This is a genomic window from Serratia sp. CY56464, from assembly GCF_052168435.1.
Classification (GTDB): Bacteria; Pseudomonadota; Gammaproteobacteria; order Enterobacterales; family Enterobacteriaceae; genus Serratia; species Serratia marcescens.
The window spans coordinates 1875150-1892805 of sequence record NZ_JBJNMV010000001.1; the positions used below are offsets into that span (position 1 = coordinate 1875150).

Sequence of the window (17656 nt, forward strand, 5' to 3'; positions counted from 1 at the left end):
GACGCGCACTATAAACAGACCTTATTCGCTTGTAAAGCCCAAACGCGTTCAACCGCGCGAAAAATCGCCGCAGGCAAAGCAAGCGGCGATCAAACGAACACCTTCCCCGTTGTTGCCATAATGATAACTAAGGGTAAAGATTGGTAAACAAACTTTAATCAAGCGCTTGCGCTGCCTATCATCGGGATTATTTTGTGATGGCCTGATAAGAGAGAGCATCATTATGGACCGCATTGTCGTCTCATCTTCTTCGCGCGACTCGCTGCTCAGCACGCATAAAGTCCTGCGCAACACCTATTTCCTGTTATCCCTGACCCTGGCTTTCTCGGCCTTGACCGCGACCGCCAGTACGATGTTGGGTCTGCCTGCGCCAGGCTTGCTGCTGATGCTGGTCGGTTTCTACGGCCTGATGTTCCTGACCCATAAACTGGCCAACAGCCCGGCGGGCATTCTGGCGGCTTTCGCGCTGACCGGTTTCATGGGATACGCCCTCGGCCCGATCCTCAGTTCGTTCCTGAACGCCGGCGCGGGCGATCTGATCATGCTGGCGCTGGGCGGCACCGCCGCGGTGTTCTTCTGCTGCTCGGCGTATGTGCTGACCACCCGTAAAGACATGTCGTTCCTGTCCGGCATGATGATGGCCGGTTTTGTGGTGCTGCTGGTGGCGGTGATCGCCAACCTGTTCCTGCAGATCCCTGCTCTGCACCTGGCTATCAGCGCGCTGTTCATCCTGTTCTCCGCCGGCGCGATCCTGTGGGAAACCAGCAACATCATTCACGGCGGCGAGACCAACTACATTCGCGCCACCGTTAGCCTGTACGTGTCGCTCTACAACATGTTCATCAGCCTGTTGAGCATTCTGGGCTTCGCCCGCAGCAACTGATCGCGCGTTACGCATGCCTTCCAGGCCCCGCTCCGGCGGGGCTTTGTTTTTTGCGGCCGAAAAAATTTGCTAAACTGGCGGCCGTTCCGAATTATCCGTTATCGAGGCAGTATGTTGGAGTTTGAAGGTCAGGTTATCGACACTGACGCGCAGGGCTATCTGAAAAACAGCGCCGACTGGCATGAGGGCCTGGCGCCGCTGCTGGCCGCGCAGGAAGAGATCGTGCTCACCGAAGCACACTGGGAAGTGGTGCGCTTCGTGCGCGACTTCTATCAGGAATTCAATACTTCGCCGGCTATTCGCATGCTGGTCAAAGCCATGGCGCAGAAATACGGCGAAGAAAAAGGCAACAGCCGCTATCTGTATCGCCTGTTTCCGAAAGGGCCGGCCAAACAAGCCACCAAAATCGCCGGCTTGCCGAAACCGGTGAAATGCATCTGACCGCTCAGCCCGCAGCGCCGCTGCAGGCGAGCATTCAGTAGCGAATGCCAAACCCGGCGTAATCGGCCACCCCCTGCGGCTCCACCAGCACGCGTTCGACGCGCGCGCTGCGCGGGCCGCCCTGTTTCAACCACTCCACCAGCTTATCCACCTGCGCCTGTGTGCCGCAGGCCACCACCTGAACGCTGCCGTCATCGAGATTGCGCGCATAGCCGGTCACCCCCAACGCCTCGGCCTGCCGCTGAGTGGAATAGCGGAACCCTACCCCCTGCACCACGCCATACACATACGCAGCAATGCAAACTTGTGACATAATCGCCCCCTGTTGTCTTGTCTAAAGAATAAGGATGTATTGAGTATAGAAACTCAATCAAAAGATAAAGAGACAGGGAGCCATAGGACAACAATTTGTCTAATGGAGGCTTACGTAAAAAGTAGACGGCCGAGTCCCCTCGGCCGGGACAGACGTTCTATTTTTCGGCGGGTAGCCAGTTGGCCCTTTCCCCGTAAAAGAAAGAGTCGATAAATCTGCTTTTGCCACGCAAGCGGATAAATATGATGACCAGGGCGAAAATAATGGCCGTTACGCTGAGATAAAAACCTGACGAATCCTTATCGACCATTGCTCCGACAAGCAAAATGGGTAACACATGCCAAAGATAAATAGGCAGAGATACCTGCCCCATTTTGACCACTAAGCCCTCAATTCTTAGCTTCAGGCGCTTACACAAACTCAGCATCAACAACAACAGCGCAGCATTAAATGCAAACCATGAGGCGGCATCCAGCAGTGCCCCGCTCGGTTCATAATACCCTAATATACCTACGGCCAACGCGATAGCGAACAATGCCAGCGGATTACCGTAAAAATTCTTATCCCCCACCAGGAAGCCTAATAAAAAGAAGGAGTAGTAATAATAGAAACGCTTATCACCAATGAATTTCAGCCAGGCATATTGGTTTTCCAGCGTGTCGGCGTAACAGTACCAGACAATAGACAATATGGCGGAAGTGAACAGAAAGAAACCGAGTAAGAAATTACTCTTGTAAATGACCATAGTATATAGCACAAATATGACCACTGCTGGGATATACCAAAGATGATAGTAGGGGTAGAGAAATAGACCGATGAGTTGCTTTAAGCCTACTTCTTCTGAGAAGTAAAGAGAATAAACACTGTAAACAACGAACGCCAACACATAAGGAATTATCATTCGCCACTGATACTTTTTCAGCACGCTAATCACGCCGCCATCAAGAAAATAGCGCCGAACAAAGTAGCCCGTCACCCCTAGAAAAAGCGGCATATGGAAATAATATATTGCCCCACGTAAACCAACATCAGCACTGCCAGGCAATACATGTCCCACAATGACGAGCAAGATAAGCAACCCTTTCAAAAAATCAAACGATAAGCTTCTTTCTTTAGCCATTTAAGAAAAATCCTAACATCTAAATAATAAATATCAGGTGCTCAATAACAGATTAAGTTAAGATTTTTGTCAATGCGAAAAAACCTAAAAATCACAAAAAACTTACAAAGAACTTACAAACCGTCGCCCGGAGGATAGGCCTTCCTCCGTGAGGCAAACGACAGTCTGAAGTCAATTACTACGACAACAAAATGATAGTAATCAATTAATTAAAAAAATAACCCCCAACCCTCATTGAATGATAGGCTCTGCTTGCTCACAAGAAAGCGCACCGTCGACACGCCGTCGTTGTTACACTTACCGTCGGACAACCAAGCGGCAGCGCTATTCCTATTTCGAGTAAAGCCATCTGCTCCATTGACGATTATGTGAGAGGCGTCAATGATTTTTTTTCAAGTTATCGATGGATGATGTAATATCAGAGAAATCAACCAACTTGCGAACGACTTTCGTTTTAAAACGATCATCATATTCAACCTGAGCATTTTTTACCTTTAATAACCTATCAATCATTCTGTCCGCTTGCTCGCCGTCGAATCCAAAATAACGGTTGCCGTAAAATCGCTCGCCGTTAATCAACACAGCACCTGAGTTTGGGTTCGCAGTGGGTGGAAATGAAATTTTATAATGCCCGGCCTGAACCGAAATCTTTAATACTCCATCACTTATAGTGTTTTCATCACCATGAAAAACCCACTCGTTAGCTAATACTGTGTTAGTCGTCATAAAAAAAATTAAAAACAAAAACATCCTCACTGGTGCACTCCCTTCAATTCATATCTTAAAAACAATCAGCAACACTCTTAATTAAAATAAAACATTACTATTCAGCCTTATTTCCTATAAAGCATAATGCCTCAGACGAATATCGGCGCCTACAGGTAACGAGGCGCCTTCACACGCTGATCGACGTGCGTTCATCTCTACCTCGCTATAATACACCTATTTAAGCTGTCATTTCTTCAGTTTGAAGGCTGCACTTTCTCTCTCTTCGGTGTGACGTCAGCAGAGATAACGCGATACAATCCGAGCCAACGCGGTAGTGAACACCGTAAGATTCAGCTATGATGACGAACTTATTTTGGCAATTCTTCAAACCCGCCAATTAACCCATTGAATAAAAAGTAGTTTAACCATGCGCTTACATCTCGCCAAAGGACGTGAAAAGTCCTTACTCCGTCGCCACCCTTGGGTGTTCTCCGGCGCCGTTCAACGCGTTGAGGGTAAAGCCCTCTCCGGTGAAACCATCGATATCCTCGACAGCCAGGGCAAGTGGCTGGCGCGCGGCGCCTATTCGCCCGAGTCGCAGATCCGCGCACGCGTCTGGACTTTCCAACAGGATGAAGAGATTAACATCGATTTCTTCATTCGCCGCCTGCAGCAAGCGCAAAGCTGGCGTGATTGGGTTGCGCAGCGTGACGGTCTGGACGGATACCGCCTGATCGCCGGCGAGTCCGACGGCCTGCCGGGCATCACTATCGATCGCTTCCAGAATTTCCTGGTGCTGCAGTTGCTGTCCGCCGGTGCCGAATACCAGCGCCCGGCCCTGCTTTCCGCCCTGCAGCATTGCTACCCGGAATGTTCGATTTACGATCGCTCCGACGTTGCGGTGCGTAAAAAAGAAGGCCTGCCGCTGGCGCAGGGCCCGGTGCTGGGCGATCTGCCGCCGGAACTGCTGCCTATTACCGAGCACGGCATGAAGCTGCTGGTGGACATTCAGCAAGGGCACAAGACCGGTTTCTACCTCGACCAGCGCGACAGTCGCCTGGCAGCGCGGAACTACTCTGCCGGCCGCCGGGTGCTGAACTGCTTCTCCTACACCGGCGCCTTCGCCGTTTCCGCTCTGATGGGCGGCTGCGAGCAAGTGATCAGCGTGGATACCTCACAGGCGGCGCTGGACATCGCAAAACAGAATGTCGAGCTCAACAAGCTGGACCTGAGCAAGGCGGAGTTCGTTCGCGATGACGTGTTCCAACTGCTGCGCAACTACCGCGCTCAAGGCGAAAAATTCGATCTGATCATCATGGATCCGCCTAAGTTCGTCGAGAACAAGAATCAGTTGGCCAGCGCCTGCCGCGGCTACAAAGACATCAACATGCTGGCGCTGCAGTTGCTGAATCCAGGCGGCATTCTGCTCAGCTTCTCCTGCTCCGGCCTGATGCCGACCGACCTGTTCCAGAAAATTTTGGCCGATGCCGCTGTAGATGCCGGACGTGATGTACAATTTATAGAGCAGTTCCGCCAGGCTGCCGATCACCCGGTGATCGCCACGTATCCTGAGGGGCTGTATCTGAAAGGCTTCGCTTGTCGGGTGATGTAACTTGAAATGCGCTGCCTTGCCCCCATATATGAGCAAGGCATTGTTTCTCAGGAGGTCATCATGATTGCCAGCAAATTCGGTATCGGACAACAGGTTAGGCATAAACTGCTGGGGTATTTGGGCGTCGTGATCGATATCGACCCGGAATACTCTTTAGAACAACCCAAAGCTGACGAGATAGCGGCGAACGACGAACTGCGTTCCGCCCCTTGGTACCACGTGGTGATGGAAGACGAGGAAGGCCAACCGGTGCACACCTATCTGGCGGAAGCGCAGCTGGATGGCGAGCCCCAGGAAGCGCACCCCGAGCAACCATCGCTGGATGAACTGGCGGAATCCATCCGTCACCAGTTACAGGCGCCACGTTTGCGCAATTGACCGCGCCAAGACCTGAGAAACCCCGAGAGGGCCCGGCATCGCGCCAGGCCCTTTTTTATTTAGCGCTCCAGCCCTAAACGCGGTATTTCTATTTTCGGGCAGCGATCCATCACCACGCGCAGCCCAGCCTGTTGCGCCAGCGCCGCCGCCTGATCGTTAATCACCCCTATCTGCAGCCACAGCGCCCTGGCGCCGATCGCTATCGCCTCTTGCGCCACGCCGTAAGCCGCCTCTGAATTGCGAAACACGTCAACCATATCCACCGGCTGTGGGATAGCGGCCAGCGTAGGGTAAACCGGCTGCCCCAGCAGCGTCTGCCCCGCCAGTTTTGGGCTGACCGGTATCACCTGATACCCTTGTGCCAACAGATACGCCATCACCCCATAGCTGGGCCGCGACGGGTTATCGCTGGCGCCGACCAGCGCGATAGTTTTCACTTGCTGCAACAGCTCAACAATCTCTTGATCTTGCATCTTCAACTCCCGTTTATCACTGCGTCACTTTCCATTTCGAGTGTAACCGATCGGCATTCGCTCGGTTAAACGCAACGCGAGGGAAACTTCACCGCAATCTTATGGTCTGAGGCTGTCGCGGTTCAGCTGCGCACGGTCGTGTCTAATCGCGATAAAATATGTAAAAATGTAAACAAAATGCCCGATTGAAAAATTTTGACACAACCTATGCCGTGTTCAACACTTAGAGCTACGTCACTTTATAAGGAGATAATGATGAAATTTGGTCTGGTGGTTGCGGCGTTGCTCAGCATCAGTATGCCTGCCGCGGCTACGACCCTGAAACTCTCCCCGGACATCGACCTGCTGGTGGTCGACGGCAAGAAAATGACAGGTTCGTTGTTAAAAGGTGCCGACAGCCTTGAACTGGACGGCGGGCAGCACCAGTTGCTGTTCAAAGTGACCAAAACCGTACGCTCCGGCCAGCATACACAGGCCTATACGTCCCTGCCGCTGGTTGCCACCTTCAATACGCAAAAGATCAGCCAAGTGGCGATCGAACTGCCGCGCATCGAGAACGATCGTGATGCGCAACGCTTTGACAGAACGTTAAATTATCTGGTGGTCGATAAAGACGGCAACGCCTTGCCATTCCGGCATGATGCGCTGCATCCCGACAGCGTCACCTTCAATACCGATTTGGAAAAGGTGATGACTGATTACAACCGCCAGAACCGACCGGCCTCCGTTCCGGCCTTTGTGCAGGCGAACGCAGGCAATCCCTCAACCCTCGCGTTGGCCGGCGCGCCGCTGAATGCCCCGACGGTGACGTTGAAAGGTGAGAACGTGTCGGAACAGATGTTGCAATACTGGTTCCAACAGGCCGACAAGGAAACACAGAAGCGCTTTCTGCGCTGGGCCAATAAACAACCGATTCGCTGATCCCTCCCGGCGTCTTTCCCCACAAAGGCGCCTTTTCTTCGCATTTTCAGGCGCAAACGCTAGGCAGTGAAAAACAGTTTCAGTAATCTGTCGCACATCCCCTGATTAGCGAAGGACACCGAGATGGAATTGACTACCCGCACTATCGCCGCGCGCAAACATATTGCGCTGGTGGCACACGATCACCGCAAACAGGCCCTGTTGGAGTGGGTAGAAAGCCACAAGACCATTCTTGCGCAGCATCAGCTTTACGCCACCGGCACGACCGGTAATCTGATCCAGCGCGCCAGCGGCATTCCCGTCACCAGCATGCTGAGTGGCCCGATGGGCGGCGATCAGCAGGTTGGCGCACTGATTGCGGAAGGCAAAATAGACATGCTGATCTTCTTCTGGGATCCGCTGAACGCGGTGCCGCACGATCCGGACGTGAAGGCGCTGCTACGGCTGGCGACCGTATGGAATATTCCGGTGGCCACCAACCGCTCGACCGCAGACTTTCTGATCGACTCTCCGCTGTTCAAAAACGAGGTGGAGATCGCTATTCCCGACTATCAGCGCTACCTGCAAGACCGCCTGAAATAGTCCTCACGGCCTGGCTGCCGCCAGGCCCGAGCTTACGGTTTTTTCTGCACCGGTACGCCAAGATCCTGCAGATGTTCAACGAATACCGAAGGGCGTTCACGATCCTGCAACAGCCATACCTGATGTTTAGCTCGAGTTAACGCGACATACAGCAGACGGCGTTCTTCGGCATCCGGGAAATCCTCCGGCTGCGGCAGTAGCACCTCTTCCAACACCGACTCGCGCGCCACGGCGGGGAAGCCGTCACGCCCCTCATGCAAACCGGCAATGATGACGTATTCCGCCTGCTGCCCCTTGCTGGCATGGATGGTCATAAACTCCAGATTCAGTTTAGGCCAACGGGTGGCCGCTTTCGCCAACGCTTCCGGTTTCAGATGGTGATAACGCGCCAGCACCAGGATGCGCTCATCCGGCTTGGCATAGCCGCTCAGTTTATCCAGCAAGGGCTCCAGTTGTTCGTGCGGCAGGATCGCCACCGACTTTTTATTGCCCTTGCTCAGGCTGTTGAGCGGTTTTTTCAGCTGGTGCGGGTTTTGCTGCACGAACCGGTTGGCCACCTCGCCGATACGTTCATTGAAGCGATAGGTGGTATCCAGCGCGCACTGCGCGCCTTCGCCAAAGTTCGTGGCGAAGGCCGTGGTTAACGTCAATTCTGCGCCGCTGAAGCGATAAATCGCCTGCCAGTCATCCCCCACCGCAAACAGGCAGGTCTGCTTGTTCTGTCGGCGCAATGCCGCCAGCAACAGTGCACGCTGCGGTGAGATATCCTGAAACTCGTCGACCAGAATATGTTTCCACGGGCTGACGAAGCGCCCCTTGTCGAGAATGTTGACTGCCTGATGGATCAGGCCGGAGAAGTCCACCGCCCCTTCCTCTTTCAAGGCGCTTTTCCAGGCTTTCAGCAGCGGCGCCATCAGCCGGATGCGTTTTGAAAACAGATCGCGGATTTCTTCATCCGCCTGCTCAATCATTTCCGCCTGGCTGCCGCCGTGCATGCGCATCAGCCCCAACCAGCGTTCCAACCGGCTTGCCAGGCGATCCGCCAGGCGCTTATCCTGCCAGAAGTCGCCTTCCGGCACTTCCCACTCCAGCTCTTCGGTCAACCATTGACGCCACCCCTTGGCCTGCGCTTTCTTCTCTGCGCACTGTTGGCGCCAATGGGTAATCAGCAGCTCTTTGCGCGCTTTGGCATCGGTTTCCAACCGGCTGATGGCCGGCGCTTTGCGGCTGCCTTGTTGAATGATTTGCAGCGCCAAGGCATGGAAGGTCTTGGCCTGAATGCCGACATCGCCCAAACGTTCTTTGATGCGGTCGTTCATCTCGCCGGCGGCCTGACGGCCGAACGCCAACAGCAAGATTTGCCCCGGTTCTGCCTCCTGACGGCGCAGCAGCCAGCCGGCGCGCGCCACCAGCACCGACGTTTTGCCGCTGCCGGCGCCGGCCAACACCAGCACGGAATCCTCGCCGTTGACCACCGCGCGGCTCTGGGCGTCGTTGAGCGGTGAGCTTTCGACGGTCTGGAAGAAGTCGTGATGTTGCTCCAGCATGCGATCGGTCCACTGCCGGTTGCGTTGTTCAACGCTGCGTTGCCCCTGCTGCAGCCATTGCAGACACAGATGGTAATCGGCCCGGCAGTTATCGAATTCATCCAGGCGCGCTACCGGCATCGGCAGCGCGGAGAAAGCCTCACGGATTTGCTGTTGCAGCTTGCCCAGCTCAGACTTTTTGAACCATTTATCTTGCTGTTCTATGCGCTGAATCTGTGCCACCTGCTGTTGCAACACGCCGGCGCTGACCTCACTCATTTCGGCGCTCCACTGCTGCCACGCCTGCTGCAGATAGTGATAAAAACGCTGCGTTTCCTGCCATTCGGTGCCGTGCAGCCGCACCACTTTTTCGTCCGGCAATTCAAATTCCAGCTCGCCCCAGACGATGCCGCGCTTGCACCTGACCTGAATCAGTTGATTGAAGGGGATCAGGTATTCATGTTTTTCCCCGCTCACCTCAACGCCGGCGTGCAGCAACCGCACGCGGTTATAAGGGTGCTGAGCCAGGTGTTTCCCCAGCGATGTCGCTTTAAGTTCCATATCGTCGCGCCATGACTATGTTGAGAGTAAATAACGGATATCTGCCAGTTTACCTGCGATAAGCAGTGGCACTCTAGCGCTAAAAAAAGGGTAGAATAGATTTTGCGTTTTTATCGTGAATACGCCCGCATCGCGGTTTGGCTATCATTAGAGCAGAATGACGTCTATGCGTACTGTACTGAATATTCTTAATTTTGTGTTGGGCGGTTTCTTCACCACGCTAGGCTGGCTTATTGCTACGGTGTTCAGCGTGCTGCTGGTCATCACACTGCCGCTTACCCGCTCCTGTTGGGAAATCACCAAGCTGTCGCTGGTGCCGTTCGGCAACGAAGCGATACACGTCGATGAACTGTATCCGGAAAAAAGCAATGCGCTGCTCTCCGCCGGCGGCTCGCTGCTCAACATTATTTGGCTGGTGCTGTTCGGCTGGTGGCTGTGCCTGTCGCACATCGCCGCCGGTATCGTGCAATGCGTTTCAATCATCGGCATTCCGGTCGGTATCGCCAATTTCAAAATAGCCGCCATCGCGCTGTGGCCGGTGGGGCGCCGCGTCGTCTCGGTCGAAATGGCTCAGCAAGCGCGTATTGAGAATGCTCGCCGCCACTATCATCAGCGTTAATTTTTTCTCCGTTTGAGGAGTTTTTCGTGCGCTCTTTTGCACCCGCAGTACGTCGTTATACCTACAACAGCAATCTGCTGTATCACCTGCGCATTCTTATTGCGCTGATCGGCACCACCGCCGTTCCCTGGTGGCTGGGCATTCCCAAGCTGACTATCCCGCTGACGCTGGGCGTGGTGGCAGCGGCACTGACCGATTTGGACGACCGCCTGGCCGGCAGGTTACGCAACCTGCTGATCACGCTGGTGTGCTTCTTTGTTGCCTCCGCGTCGATCGAGCTGCTGTTCCCTTATCCCTGGTTGTTCGCCCTCGGCTTAACCACGTCGACCTGCGGTTTTATCTTGCTGGGCGCCTTGGGGCAGCGTTACGCCACCATCGCCTTCGGCGCACTGCTGATCGCGGTTTACACCATGCTCGGCACCTCGATGTACGATGCCTGGTATCAGCAACCGCTGCTGCTGGTGATCGGCGCGCTGTGGTACAACTTGCTGACGCTGGCGGGCCACCTGCTGTTCCCTATCCGGCCGCTGCAAGAGAACCTGGCGCGCTGTTACGATCAACTGGCCAACTATCTGGATGCCAAGGCCAATCTGTTCGATCCCGACGCCGAACGCGCCGCCGACCTGCCATGGATGGATGTCGCGATGGCCAACAGCGCGTTGGTCGCGTTGCTGAACCAGACCAAAGCCTCGCTGCTGACGCGCCTGAAAGGCGACCGCGGCCAGCGCGGCACCCGCCGCACCTTGCACTACTATTTTGTCGCGCAGGATATCCACGAGCGCGCCAGCTCTTCCCACGTTCAGTACCACGCGCTCAGCCGGCAATTCCGTCACAGCGATATTTTATTCCGCTTCCAGCGTTTGCTGAGCATGCAGGCGCGCGCCTGCCGCCAGTTGGCACAATCGATCCTGCTGCGGCAAAAATACCAGCACAACCCGCGTTTTGAGCCAGCCTTCAGCCGCATTCAGGAGGCCTTGGCGCGCATAGCCGAAACCCAGGGCAATTCAGAGCAAACCAAAGCGCTGGCGCACCTGCTGAAAAACCTGCATGCGATCGATGCGCAGCTGGCCAATATCGAGTCAGAGCAGACGCTGGCCAGCGGGCAGGCGGAAGAGAACAGCCTGGCCGACGATCGCTTAACCGGCTGGAGCGACATCCGACTGCGCATCAGCCGCCATTTGACGCCGCAGTCGGCCCTGTTCCGCCATGCGATCCGCATGTCGGTAGTGCTGTGCGTGGGTTACGCCTTCATCCAGCTCACCGGCATGCAGCACGGTTACTGGATCCTGTTGACCAGCCTGTTTGTCTGCCAACCGAACTACAACGCGACCCGCCGGCGCCTGGCGCTGCGCATCATCGGCACCCTGGCCGGTATCCTGATCGGCCTGCCAATCCTCTATTTCGTGCCTTCAGTGGAAGGACAACTGGTGTTGATCGTCATCACCGGTGTCTTGTTCTTCGCTTTTCGCACCGTACAGTATGCCCATGCAACGATGTTCATCACGCTGCTTGTGTTGCTGTGCTTTAACCTGTTGGGTGAAGGTTTCGAAGTAGCAGCCCCGCGCGTTTACGATACCTTATTGGGTTGCGCCATCGCCTGGGCGGCGGTCAGCTTTATCTGGCCGGACTGGAAGTTCCGCCAACTGCCGGCGGTGGTGGATAAAACGCTGAATGCCAACTGTCGCTATCTGGACGCCATTCTGGTGCAATATCATCAGGGTAAGGATAACGGGCTCGCTTACCGCATCGCGCGGCGAGATGCCCACAACAGCGATGCCGAACTGGCTTCGGTCATCTCCAACATGTCCGCCGATCCCAAGGCCGACAAGGCGTTGCAGGAAGCCGCCTTCCGTCTGCTCTGCCTGAACCATACTCTCCTGAGTTATATCTCGGCGTTGGGGGCGCACCGCGAGCGGTTGAATACCCCTGCCACACTCGATCTGCTCAATGATGCCGTGTGTTACGTGGACGGCGCCTTGCATCAGGAAGAACGGAACAGCCAGCGCATTGCGCAAGCGCTGGAACAGCTGGCGGAGCGTATTCGCAAAGCCGTTCCAGAACCTGAAAGCAAAGAACAGTTGGTCTTGCAGCAGGTGGGGCTAATGCTCGAGCTGCTGCCGGAACTCACCGCACTCCATACCCAAATCAATAAGGCAACCTAATTATTCAGGGCCCGCTTGATGGGCCCTGAACTACTGGCTCATGGCCATGACGACGCATAGCCATCGTATGATCGAACCAGCGCACCAGTTCGTTGCGCAATTCGGTCGGCAACGCCGCCTGATGATAACCGGCTATCGCGCCGCCCAGCGACAGCAGCACGCGCAGACCCAGATTGGTCTGCTGTTGCAGCAGGCGAAGATAGCTACGTTTAGCGCCATGCAGCCGCAGGTCATAGGCATTGCGAATACCCGCTCGCCATAGCAAGCGCTCCATGTTGACATCTATATTTGGCAACGCCTTCAATCTGCCGTGATCGCCGGCCTTGAGCCGCTGTTCTCGGCGCGCTTCCCTGATAGCCTGCCAGGCCAGCCCTACCAGCTCATTGCGTTCCCGCCACAGCGACTCGTCAACCCAGTAATAGCGCAAGGTGATGGGCACACCGCGCTTGGAATAGACCATATTGACCATGCCCCGGGCGCGAAAGGCCGGTTCCATGCTCGCCGTAGCCCGCAAGTACAATTCACCTTCTGCTACCACCGCAAACATTACCCCTTCAGCCAGCAGCCCATAGCCGCCAAACTGTGATCGTGTGGTGATGGCGCCCAGCGCCGCAAAGCAATTTTTAGCCTGCGCGATTCTTCTCGTCGACATCCTTTTCATAGCGTTCCTCCTTTTTAGGTTCTGGCCGTATTATTTCTCTCATCAATGAAAAAAGTAACGTGAACAACTAATTAGGAAAATACGCACTATCCGCCCGCCTGCCAATCACAAAAATCGTCGGTACAAAAAATGATCGCAATTATGCGAGCCGCTACGAAAATTTGGGTTGATCTTATCCTAAATCAGGGATACTGTATAAACATACAGCAACACGACGGGCGGGAACTTTATGCGTACTCAATCACTCTACCAACCTCATTTCGGCCATGGCTCTTATACAACGCGCAATGTTGCGAAGAACACGGATATCGGCAAAGAGAATGGCTTGATCAGTGAACTTGTTTACAACGAGCGCCAGCCCGCAGTGGCTCAATTACTGTTGCCCCTGCTGCTGCAATTGGGCAAGCAGTCTCGCTGGCTTCTGTGGCTGACGCCGCAGCAAAAATTAAGCAAGCAATGGCTGCAGCAATCCGGCCTGCCTGTAGATAAAATGGTGCAATTGAGCCAGATCAGCCCGGTGAATACGGTTGAGGCGATGGAAAAAGCGCTGCAAACGGGAAATTACAGCGTGGTTCTCGGCTGGTTGCCCGAGCTAACGGAGGAGGATCGTCTAAAATTAAGACGTGCGGCAGAATTGGGTAATGCCTATGGGTTTATCATGCGCCCTCAACGTGACATTAGCCCGACTCACGGACACTGTTCCACCCTAAAAATTCACTCTTCTTTGTATCATTAAGTAAATTTAGGATTTTTCCCATCATTTTCGCACCCCCTAAGCGGAACCTTTGCGGGGGAAGGCAAAAAGCTAGTCCGGCTGCGGTTTGGCAGGCAAAAACGCGCGATGAATCGCCGTTTTTTTAGGCTAAGAATGTTAGCAAATATGTACGATTCCGCGTTTTTTTTTAGAGCCTTATCACATCACACTTGTAACTTTCGCGCCACGTTGTAGACTTTACATCGCCAAGGTTGCTCTATAACGTCAGAAAAACTGGCGAGTAACAAACGAGGGCTTAAACCTTGGCGAAGGAATTTAACCAAGGGCTTAAACAGCTTTAAAGCTCATTGCCTATTTGGATGATAACGAGGCGCAAAATGAAAAAGACAGCTATCGCATTAGCAGTGGCACTGGCAGGTTTCGCTACCGTAGCGCAAGCCGCTCCAAAAGATAACACCTGGTACACCGGTGCTAAACTGGGCTGGTCCCAGTACCATGACGTTGGCTTCTACGGCAACGGTTACCAGAACGGTATCGGCAACGGCCCAACCCATAAAGATCAGCTGGGTGCCGGCGCGTTCCTGGGCTACCAGGCAAACCAATACCTGGGCTTCGAGCTGGGCTATGACTGGCTCGGCCGCATGCCTTACAAAGGCAGCGTGAACAACGGTGCTTTCAAAGCGCAGGGCGTTCAACTGGCTGCTAAACTGAGCTACCCAATTGCTGACGATCTGGACATCTACACTCGTCTGGGTGGTATGGTATGGCGTGCAGACTCCAAAGCTAACTACGGCCGTACTGGTCAGCGTCTGAGCGACCACGACACCGGCGTTTCTCCGCTGGCTGCTGTTGGTGTTGAATACGCACTGACCAAAAACTGGGCTACCCGTCTGGATTACCAGTTCGTAAGCAACATCGGTGACGCAGGTACCGTTGGCGCACGTCCAGACAACACCATGCTGAGCCTGGGCGTTTCTTACCGCTTCGGTCAGGATGACGTAGTTGCTCCAGCACCAGCTCCGGCTCCAGCTCCAGTTGTTGAAACCAAGCGTTTCACTCTGAAGTCTGACGTGCTGTTCAACTTCAACAAATCTACTCTGAAAGCAGAAGGCCAGCAGGCTCTGGATCAGCTGTACACCCAGCTGAGCTCCATGGATCCTAAAGACGGCTCCGTAGTTGTTCTGGGTTACACCGACGCCGTTGGTTCTGACCAGTACAACCAGAAACTGTCTGAACAACGCGCACAGAGCGTTGTTGACTACCTGGTCTCCAAAGGCATCCCGTCAGACAAAATCTCTGCACGTGGTATGGGTGAAGCAGATGCAGTTACAGGCAACACCTGTGGCTACAAATCTGGCCGCGCTACCAAAGCTCAGATCGCTTGCCTGGCACCAGATCGTCGCGTAGAGATCGAAGTTAAAGGTATCAAAGACGTTGTAACTCAGCCTCAGGGCTAAGTTTACTCGCCTAATAAAAAACCCCGCCAGTGCGGGGTTTTTTTTCGTCCTCTTGTTGCCAGAACATTCAATGCCTGGCGCCATAGAGGCGTTCTCACGCGCTTACTTGGGATCTTTGCCCAGAATCGCCTTCAAGTCTTCTTTCAACGACGACATCTGGTTCGCATACTTTTCTTTGCGTTCAGCGTCTTCGATAAGCTGCACGACGGTTTCCGACAGCGTAACGCCACGGCGGCGCGCCAGGGCAGCCAATCGTTGCCAAACCAAAAACTCCAGATCGATAGATTTTTTACGCGTATGCTGATGTTCTGCGTTAAAATGACGTTTGCGGCGGGCGCGGATCGTTTGTTTCATCCGGTTATCCAATTCCGGATTCATATGAGCGGCAATCCATGCAAGTACCTTGACCGGCTCATTTTCCAGCTTCAGCAGCTCGTTAACCGCCTCTTGAGCAGCGCTGTTTTCAATGTAGCGGGTAATGAGTTCCCCTTCTCGGTGCTTCTTCACCAGGTACTTCCATTTCCAACCGCTCTCCAGATTTTCCAGTTGCTGATATTTCATCTTGAGCTCTTCAGTGACCGCGTAACTTCAAATAAGCATAACAGCTTTGCGCCGAATTTCCCCGGCAATTAAACCGTCTTTTAGACTGTTTTTTGCACAGTCACCGCGCGATGTCAAACTCCCTGATGCCAACTGGCACTCCGCATGTATCAAGCCGCCGTTATTCTTGTATAATCGCCCTTTCCCTTTTTAACGATTGCATCTAACACTTTGACCAATAACCGACTTGAATGGCAATCTTTATTGCCGGACGTAACGCCTTATCAGGCGATATTTGATACCGCCGCTCAGTTGGCACCCGTGCCCTTTTCCGCCATTCAGCCTCGGCTGGAAAATGCCCTGACGCTATTTTGCCACCCCCAATCGCCACCGCGTTTCATGCTGTTGAAAGCGCAAGAAACGCGTGAGTATCTGGAACTGATCGCGCACGCCGTCAAACCACTGCTGCCGAAAAATACGGCATGCCGCGGCAGCCACTATGTCATTCAGGATGGCAAGGTCAGCGTCGAGCCTGCCAGCCGTGGCGATGAACCTTTTGCCGCCGGCGGCGCTTGTCTGTTCCAGGAGTGGATTGAGCCGGAACAGCTGTTTGGCTGCGTACGGATCCACAATGGCGACATTACCCTGCAACCGGGTCTGGTGCACCAGGCCAACGGCGGCATTCTGATTCTGTCGGCGCGGGCGCTGCTTGCTCAGCCGTTGCTGTGGCTGCGGCTGAAACAGATGATCGGCCAGCGTCAGTTCCACTGGGTATCGCCAGACGAAACCCGCCCGCTGCCGGTAGCCATTCCACCGATGCCGCTGGATCTGCGGCTGATTGTAGTCGGCGACCGTCACGGCCTGGCCGATTTTCACGATATCGAGCCGGAACTGAGCGAACAAGCGATCTACGGTGAATTCGAAGACGATCTGCAGCTGACTGAAGTTGATGATATGGCGCAGTGGTGCGGTTACGTCAACGGCGTGATTGCCGACCAGCAGTTGCCGATGCTGGCGACCGACGCCTGGCCGCCGCTGATCGTCCAGGCTGTGCGTTACAGTGGCGATCAGGGCATTCTGCCACTCTCGCCGGTTTGGATTGGCCAGCAGCTATCCGAAGCCGCACTGTATGCCGAAGAGGATCGCATTACGGCCAAAGCGTTCGAGGCGGCGTTAAATGCCCGAGAATGGCGTGAAAGCTATCTGGCCGAGCGTATGCAGGATGAGATTGAGTTGGGTCAGATCCTGATTGAGACCGAGGGTGAAGTGGTCGGACAGATCAACGGTCTGTCAGTCCTGGATTATCCCGGTCATCCACGCAGCTTTGGCGAACCGTCGCGCATCAGTTGCGTTGTGCATCTCGGCGACGGCGAGTTCACCGACGTCGAGCGCAAAGCCGAACTGGGCGGCAACCTGCATGCTAAAGGCATGATGATCATGCAGGCGTTCCTGATCGCCGAACTGGATCTTGATCAGCAACTGCCCTTCTCCGCTTCCATCGTCTTTGAGCAATCTTACGGTGAAGTGGACGGTGACAGCGCCTCGCTGGCTGAGCTGTGCGCATTGGTCAGCGCCCTGTCACAGCAACCGATCACCCAGCAGATCGCCGTCACCGGCTCCGTCGACCAATTCGGCAACGTACAGCCGATAGGTGGCGTTAACGAAAAGATCGAAGGTTTCTTCGAGGTTTGTGTACGCCGCGGTCTGACAGGCAAACAGGGCGTCGTATTGCCCGCGACCAACGTGCGCCACCTGTGCCTGCGCCAGGATATCGTCGACGCGGTACGCGAAGGGCAATTCCATCTGTGGGCGGTAGAGAGCGCGGCGGAAGCCTTGCCTTTGCTCACAGGTTGCCTCTACTCTGACGAACAACAGCCGAATTTGTTGGCGGCCATTCAGGAACGGATTGCGCAGGTGAGCCTGCAGGAACGCCGTCGTCCGTGGCCGCTGCGCTGGCTCAACTGGTTCAACCACGGCTGATCGG

General features: G+C 54.6%; 18 protein-coding genes. 11 read left to right on the forward strand and 7 right to left on the reverse strand.

Annotation, left to right across the window (positions count from 1 at the left end; translation table 11 throughout):
• Positions 1-223 precede the first annotated feature (223 nt).
• Both yccA and tusE read left to right on the forward strand, forming a co-directional pair.
• Positions 224-883, forward strand: coding sequence for an FtsH protease modulator YccA (yccA, locus tag ACJ8KE_RS09210; protein WP_004928091.1), 660 nt, complete (start codon positions 224-226; stop codon positions 881-883).
• 111 nt (positions 884-994) lie between these two features.
• Positions 995-1324: a sulfurtransferase TusE gene (tusE, locus tag ACJ8KE_RS09215; protein ID WP_004928095.1), complete on the forward strand. Its 330-nt coding sequence runs from the start codon at positions 995-997 to the stop codon at positions 1322-1324.
• Between the two features lie 34 nt (positions 1325-1358).
• On the opposite strand, the gene yccX is transcribed toward tusE, so the two are convergent.
• The 3 genes from yccX to ACJ8KE_RS09230 all read right to left on the reverse strand — a co-directional run bounded on the left by yccX (position 1359) and on the right by ACJ8KE_RS09230 (position 3483).
• Positions 1359-1637, reverse strand: coding sequence for an acylphosphatase (yccX, locus tag ACJ8KE_RS09220; protein ID WP_049300496.1), 279 nt, complete (start codon positions 1635-1637; stop codon positions 1359-1361).
• Positions 1638-1794: 157 nt separating this feature from the next.
• A complete protein-coding gene (locus tag ACJ8KE_RS09225) occupies positions 1795-2757 on the reverse strand; it encodes an acyltransferase family protein (protein ID WP_240293990.1) in 963 nt (320 codons plus the stop codon).
• A gap of 378 nt (positions 2758-3135) precedes the next feature.
• A complete protein-coding gene (locus tag ACJ8KE_RS09230; protein ID WP_397609473.1) occupies positions 3136-3483 on the reverse strand; it encodes a hypothetical protein in 348 nt (115 codons plus the stop codon).
• 409 nt (positions 3484-3892) lie between these two features.
• Between ACJ8KE_RS09230 and rlmI the strand changes: the two genes are divergently transcribed.
• Entirely contained in the window at positions 3893-5077 is a 1185-nt protein-coding gene (gene rlmI, locus ACJ8KE_RS09235; protein WP_028128002.1) for a 23S rRNA (cytosine(1962)-C(5))-methyltransferase RlmI, read from the forward strand.
• Between the two features lie 60 nt (positions 5078-5137).
• Positions 5138-5455, forward strand: coding sequence for a heat shock protein HspQ (gene hspQ / locus ACJ8KE_RS09240; RefSeq protein ID WP_004928104.1), 318 nt, complete (start codon positions 5138-5140; stop codon positions 5453-5455).
• Positions 5456-5514: 59 nt separating this feature from the next.
• Here the strand turns inward: hspQ and ACJ8KE_RS09245 are convergent, their stop codons facing one another.
• On the reverse strand, positions 5515-5928 hold the full coding sequence (locus tag ACJ8KE_RS09245) for a CoA-binding protein (protein ID WP_033640793.1): 414 nt from the start codon (positions 5926-5928) through the stop codon (positions 5515-5517).
• A 255-nt stretch (positions 5929-6183) separates the two neighbouring features.
• On the opposite strand from ACJ8KE_RS09245, the gene ACJ8KE_RS09250 reads away from it, so the two are divergent.
• Together ACJ8KE_RS09250 and ACJ8KE_RS09255 are read left to right on the forward strand one after the other, a co-directional pair.
• Positions 6184-6849 carry a DUF2057 family protein gene (locus ACJ8KE_RS09250; protein WP_016928283.1) on the forward strand — a complete coding sequence of 222 codons (666 nt, stop codon included), beginning with the start codon at positions 6184-6186 and terminating at the stop codon, positions 6847-6849.
• Between the two features lie 123 nt (positions 6850-6972).
• Positions 6973-7431 carry a methylglyoxal synthase gene (locus tag ACJ8KE_RS09255; RefSeq protein ID WP_016928284.1) on the forward strand — a complete coding sequence of 153 codons (459 nt, stop codon included), beginning with the start codon at positions 6973-6975 and terminating at the stop codon, positions 7429-7431.
• A 32-nt stretch (positions 7432-7463) separates the two neighbouring features.
• On the opposite strand, the gene helD is transcribed toward ACJ8KE_RS09255, so the two are convergent.
• Positions 7464-9518, reverse strand: coding sequence for a DNA helicase IV (helD, locus tag ACJ8KE_RS09260; protein ID WP_016928285.1), 2055 nt, complete (start codon positions 9516-9518; stop codon positions 7464-7466).
• A gap of 166 nt (positions 9519-9684) precedes the next feature.
• On the opposite strand from helD, the gene ACJ8KE_RS09265 reads away from it, so the two are divergent.
• A complete protein-coding gene (locus ACJ8KE_RS09265) occupies positions 9685-10137 on the forward strand; it encodes a YccF domain-containing protein (RefSeq protein ID WP_004928120.1) in 453 nt (150 codons plus the stop codon).
• A gap of 26 nt (positions 10138-10163) precedes the next feature.
• The gene (gene yccS, locus ACJ8KE_RS09270) at positions 10164-12299 is read left to right on the forward strand and encodes a YccS family putative transporter (protein WP_079449429.1); all 2136 of its coding nucleotides are present in this window, start codon (positions 10164-10166) and stop codon (positions 12297-12299) included.
• A gap of 4 nt (positions 12300-12303) precedes the next feature.
• Here yccS and ACJ8KE_RS09275 read toward each other — a convergent pair whose 3' ends face one another.
• A complete protein-coding gene (locus tag ACJ8KE_RS09275) occupies positions 12304-12960 on the reverse strand; it encodes a TfoX/Sxy family DNA transformation protein (protein ID WP_028128001.1) in 657 nt (218 codons plus the stop codon).
• Between the two features lie 229 nt (positions 12961-13189).
• On the opposite strand from ACJ8KE_RS09275, the gene sulA reads away from it, so the two are divergent.
• Together sulA and ompA are read left to right on the forward strand one after the other, a co-directional pair.
• Entirely contained in the window at positions 13190-13696 is a 507-nt protein-coding gene (gene sulA / locus ACJ8KE_RS09280; RefSeq protein WP_015377359.1) for an SOS-induced cell division inhibitor SulA, read from the forward strand.
• A gap of 356 nt (positions 13697-14052) precedes the next feature.
• Positions 14053-15132 (forward strand): porin OmpA, encoded by a 1080-nt coding sequence (ompA, locus tag ACJ8KE_RS09285; protein WP_004928134.1) that lies wholly within the window; start codon positions 14053-14055, stop codon positions 15130-15132.
• Positions 15133-15234: 102 nt separating this feature from the next.
• Here ompA and matP read toward each other — a convergent pair whose 3' ends face one another.
• The gene (matP, locus tag ACJ8KE_RS09290; RefSeq protein WP_004928138.1) at positions 15235-15693 is read right to left on the reverse strand and encodes a macrodomain Ter protein MatP; all 459 of its coding nucleotides are present in this window, start codon (positions 15691-15693) and stop codon (positions 15235-15237) included.
• Positions 15694-15903: 210 nt separating this feature from the next.
• Between matP and ACJ8KE_RS09295 the strand changes: the two genes are divergently transcribed.
• The gene (locus ACJ8KE_RS09295) at positions 15904-17652 is read left to right on the forward strand and encodes an AAA family ATPase (protein ID WP_079449430.1); all 1749 of its coding nucleotides are present in this window, start codon (positions 15904-15906) and stop codon (positions 17650-17652) included.
• Positions 17653-17656: the final 4 nt, after the last annotated feature.

What these genes read in the sequence shown, in the direction of transcription:
- tusE (WP_004928095.1), top strand. Translation starts at nt 995, where the DNA reads ATGTTGGAGTTTGAAGGTCAGGTTATCGACACTGACGCGCAGGGCTAT.
- sulA (WP_015377359.1), top strand. Translation starts at nt 13,190, where the DNA reads ATGCGTACTCAATCACTCTACCAACCTCATTTCGGCCATGGCTCTTAT.
- ACJ8KE_RS09230 (WP_397609473.1), bottom strand. Translation starts at nt 3,483, where the DNA reads ATGACGACTAACACAGTATTAGCTAACGAGTGGGTTTTTCATGGTGAT.
- ACJ8KE_RS09275 (WP_028128001.1), bottom strand. Translation starts at nt 12,960, where the DNA reads ATGAAAAGGATGTCGACGAGAAGAATCGCGCAGGCTAAAAATTGCTTT.
- ACJ8KE_RS09265 (WP_004928120.1), top strand. Translation starts at nt 9,685, where the DNA reads ATGCGTACTGTACTGAATATTCTTAATTTTGTGTTGGGCGGTTTCTTC.
- ACJ8KE_RS09245 (WP_033640793.1), bottom strand. Translation starts at nt 5,928, where the DNA reads ATGCAAGATCAAGAGATTGTTGAGCTGTTGCAGCAAGTGAAAACTATC.
- rlmI (WP_028128002.1), top strand. Translation starts at nt 3,893, where the DNA reads ATGCGCTTACATCTCGCCAAAGGACGTGAAAAGTCCTTACTCCGTCGC.
- ACJ8KE_RS09250 (WP_016928283.1), top strand. Translation starts at nt 6,184, where the DNA reads ATGAAATTTGGTCTGGTGGTTGCGGCGTTGCTCAGCATCAGTATGCCT.
- yccX (WP_049300496.1), bottom strand. Translation starts at nt 1,637, where the DNA reads ATGTCACAAGTTTGCATTGCTGCGTATGTGTATGGCGTGGTGCAGGGG.
- helD (WP_016928285.1), bottom strand. Translation starts at nt 9,518, where the DNA reads ATGGAACTTAAAGCGACATCGCTGGGGAAACACCTGGCTCAGCACCCT.
- yccA (WP_004928091.1), top strand. Translation starts at nt 224, where the DNA reads ATGGACCGCATTGTCGTCTCATCTTCTTCGCGCGACTCGCTGCTCAGC.
- ACJ8KE_RS09255 (WP_016928284.1), top strand. Translation starts at nt 6,973, where the DNA reads ATGGAATTGACTACCCGCACTATCGCCGCGCGCAAACATATTGCGCTG.
- ACJ8KE_RS09225 (WP_240293990.1), bottom strand. Translation starts at nt 2,757, where the DNA reads ATGGCTAAAGAAAGAAGCTTATCGTTTGATTTTTTGAAAGGGTTGCTT.
- ompA (WP_004928134.1), top strand. Translation starts at nt 14,053, where the DNA reads ATGAAAAAGACAGCTATCGCATTAGCAGTGGCACTGGCAGGTTTCGCT.
- hspQ (WP_004928104.1), top strand. Translation starts at nt 5,138, where the DNA reads ATGATTGCCAGCAAATTCGGTATCGGACAACAGGTTAGGCATAAACTG.
- matP (WP_004928138.1), bottom strand. Translation starts at nt 15,693, where the DNA reads ATGAAATATCAGCAACTGGAAAATCTGGAGAGCGGTTGGAAATGGAAG.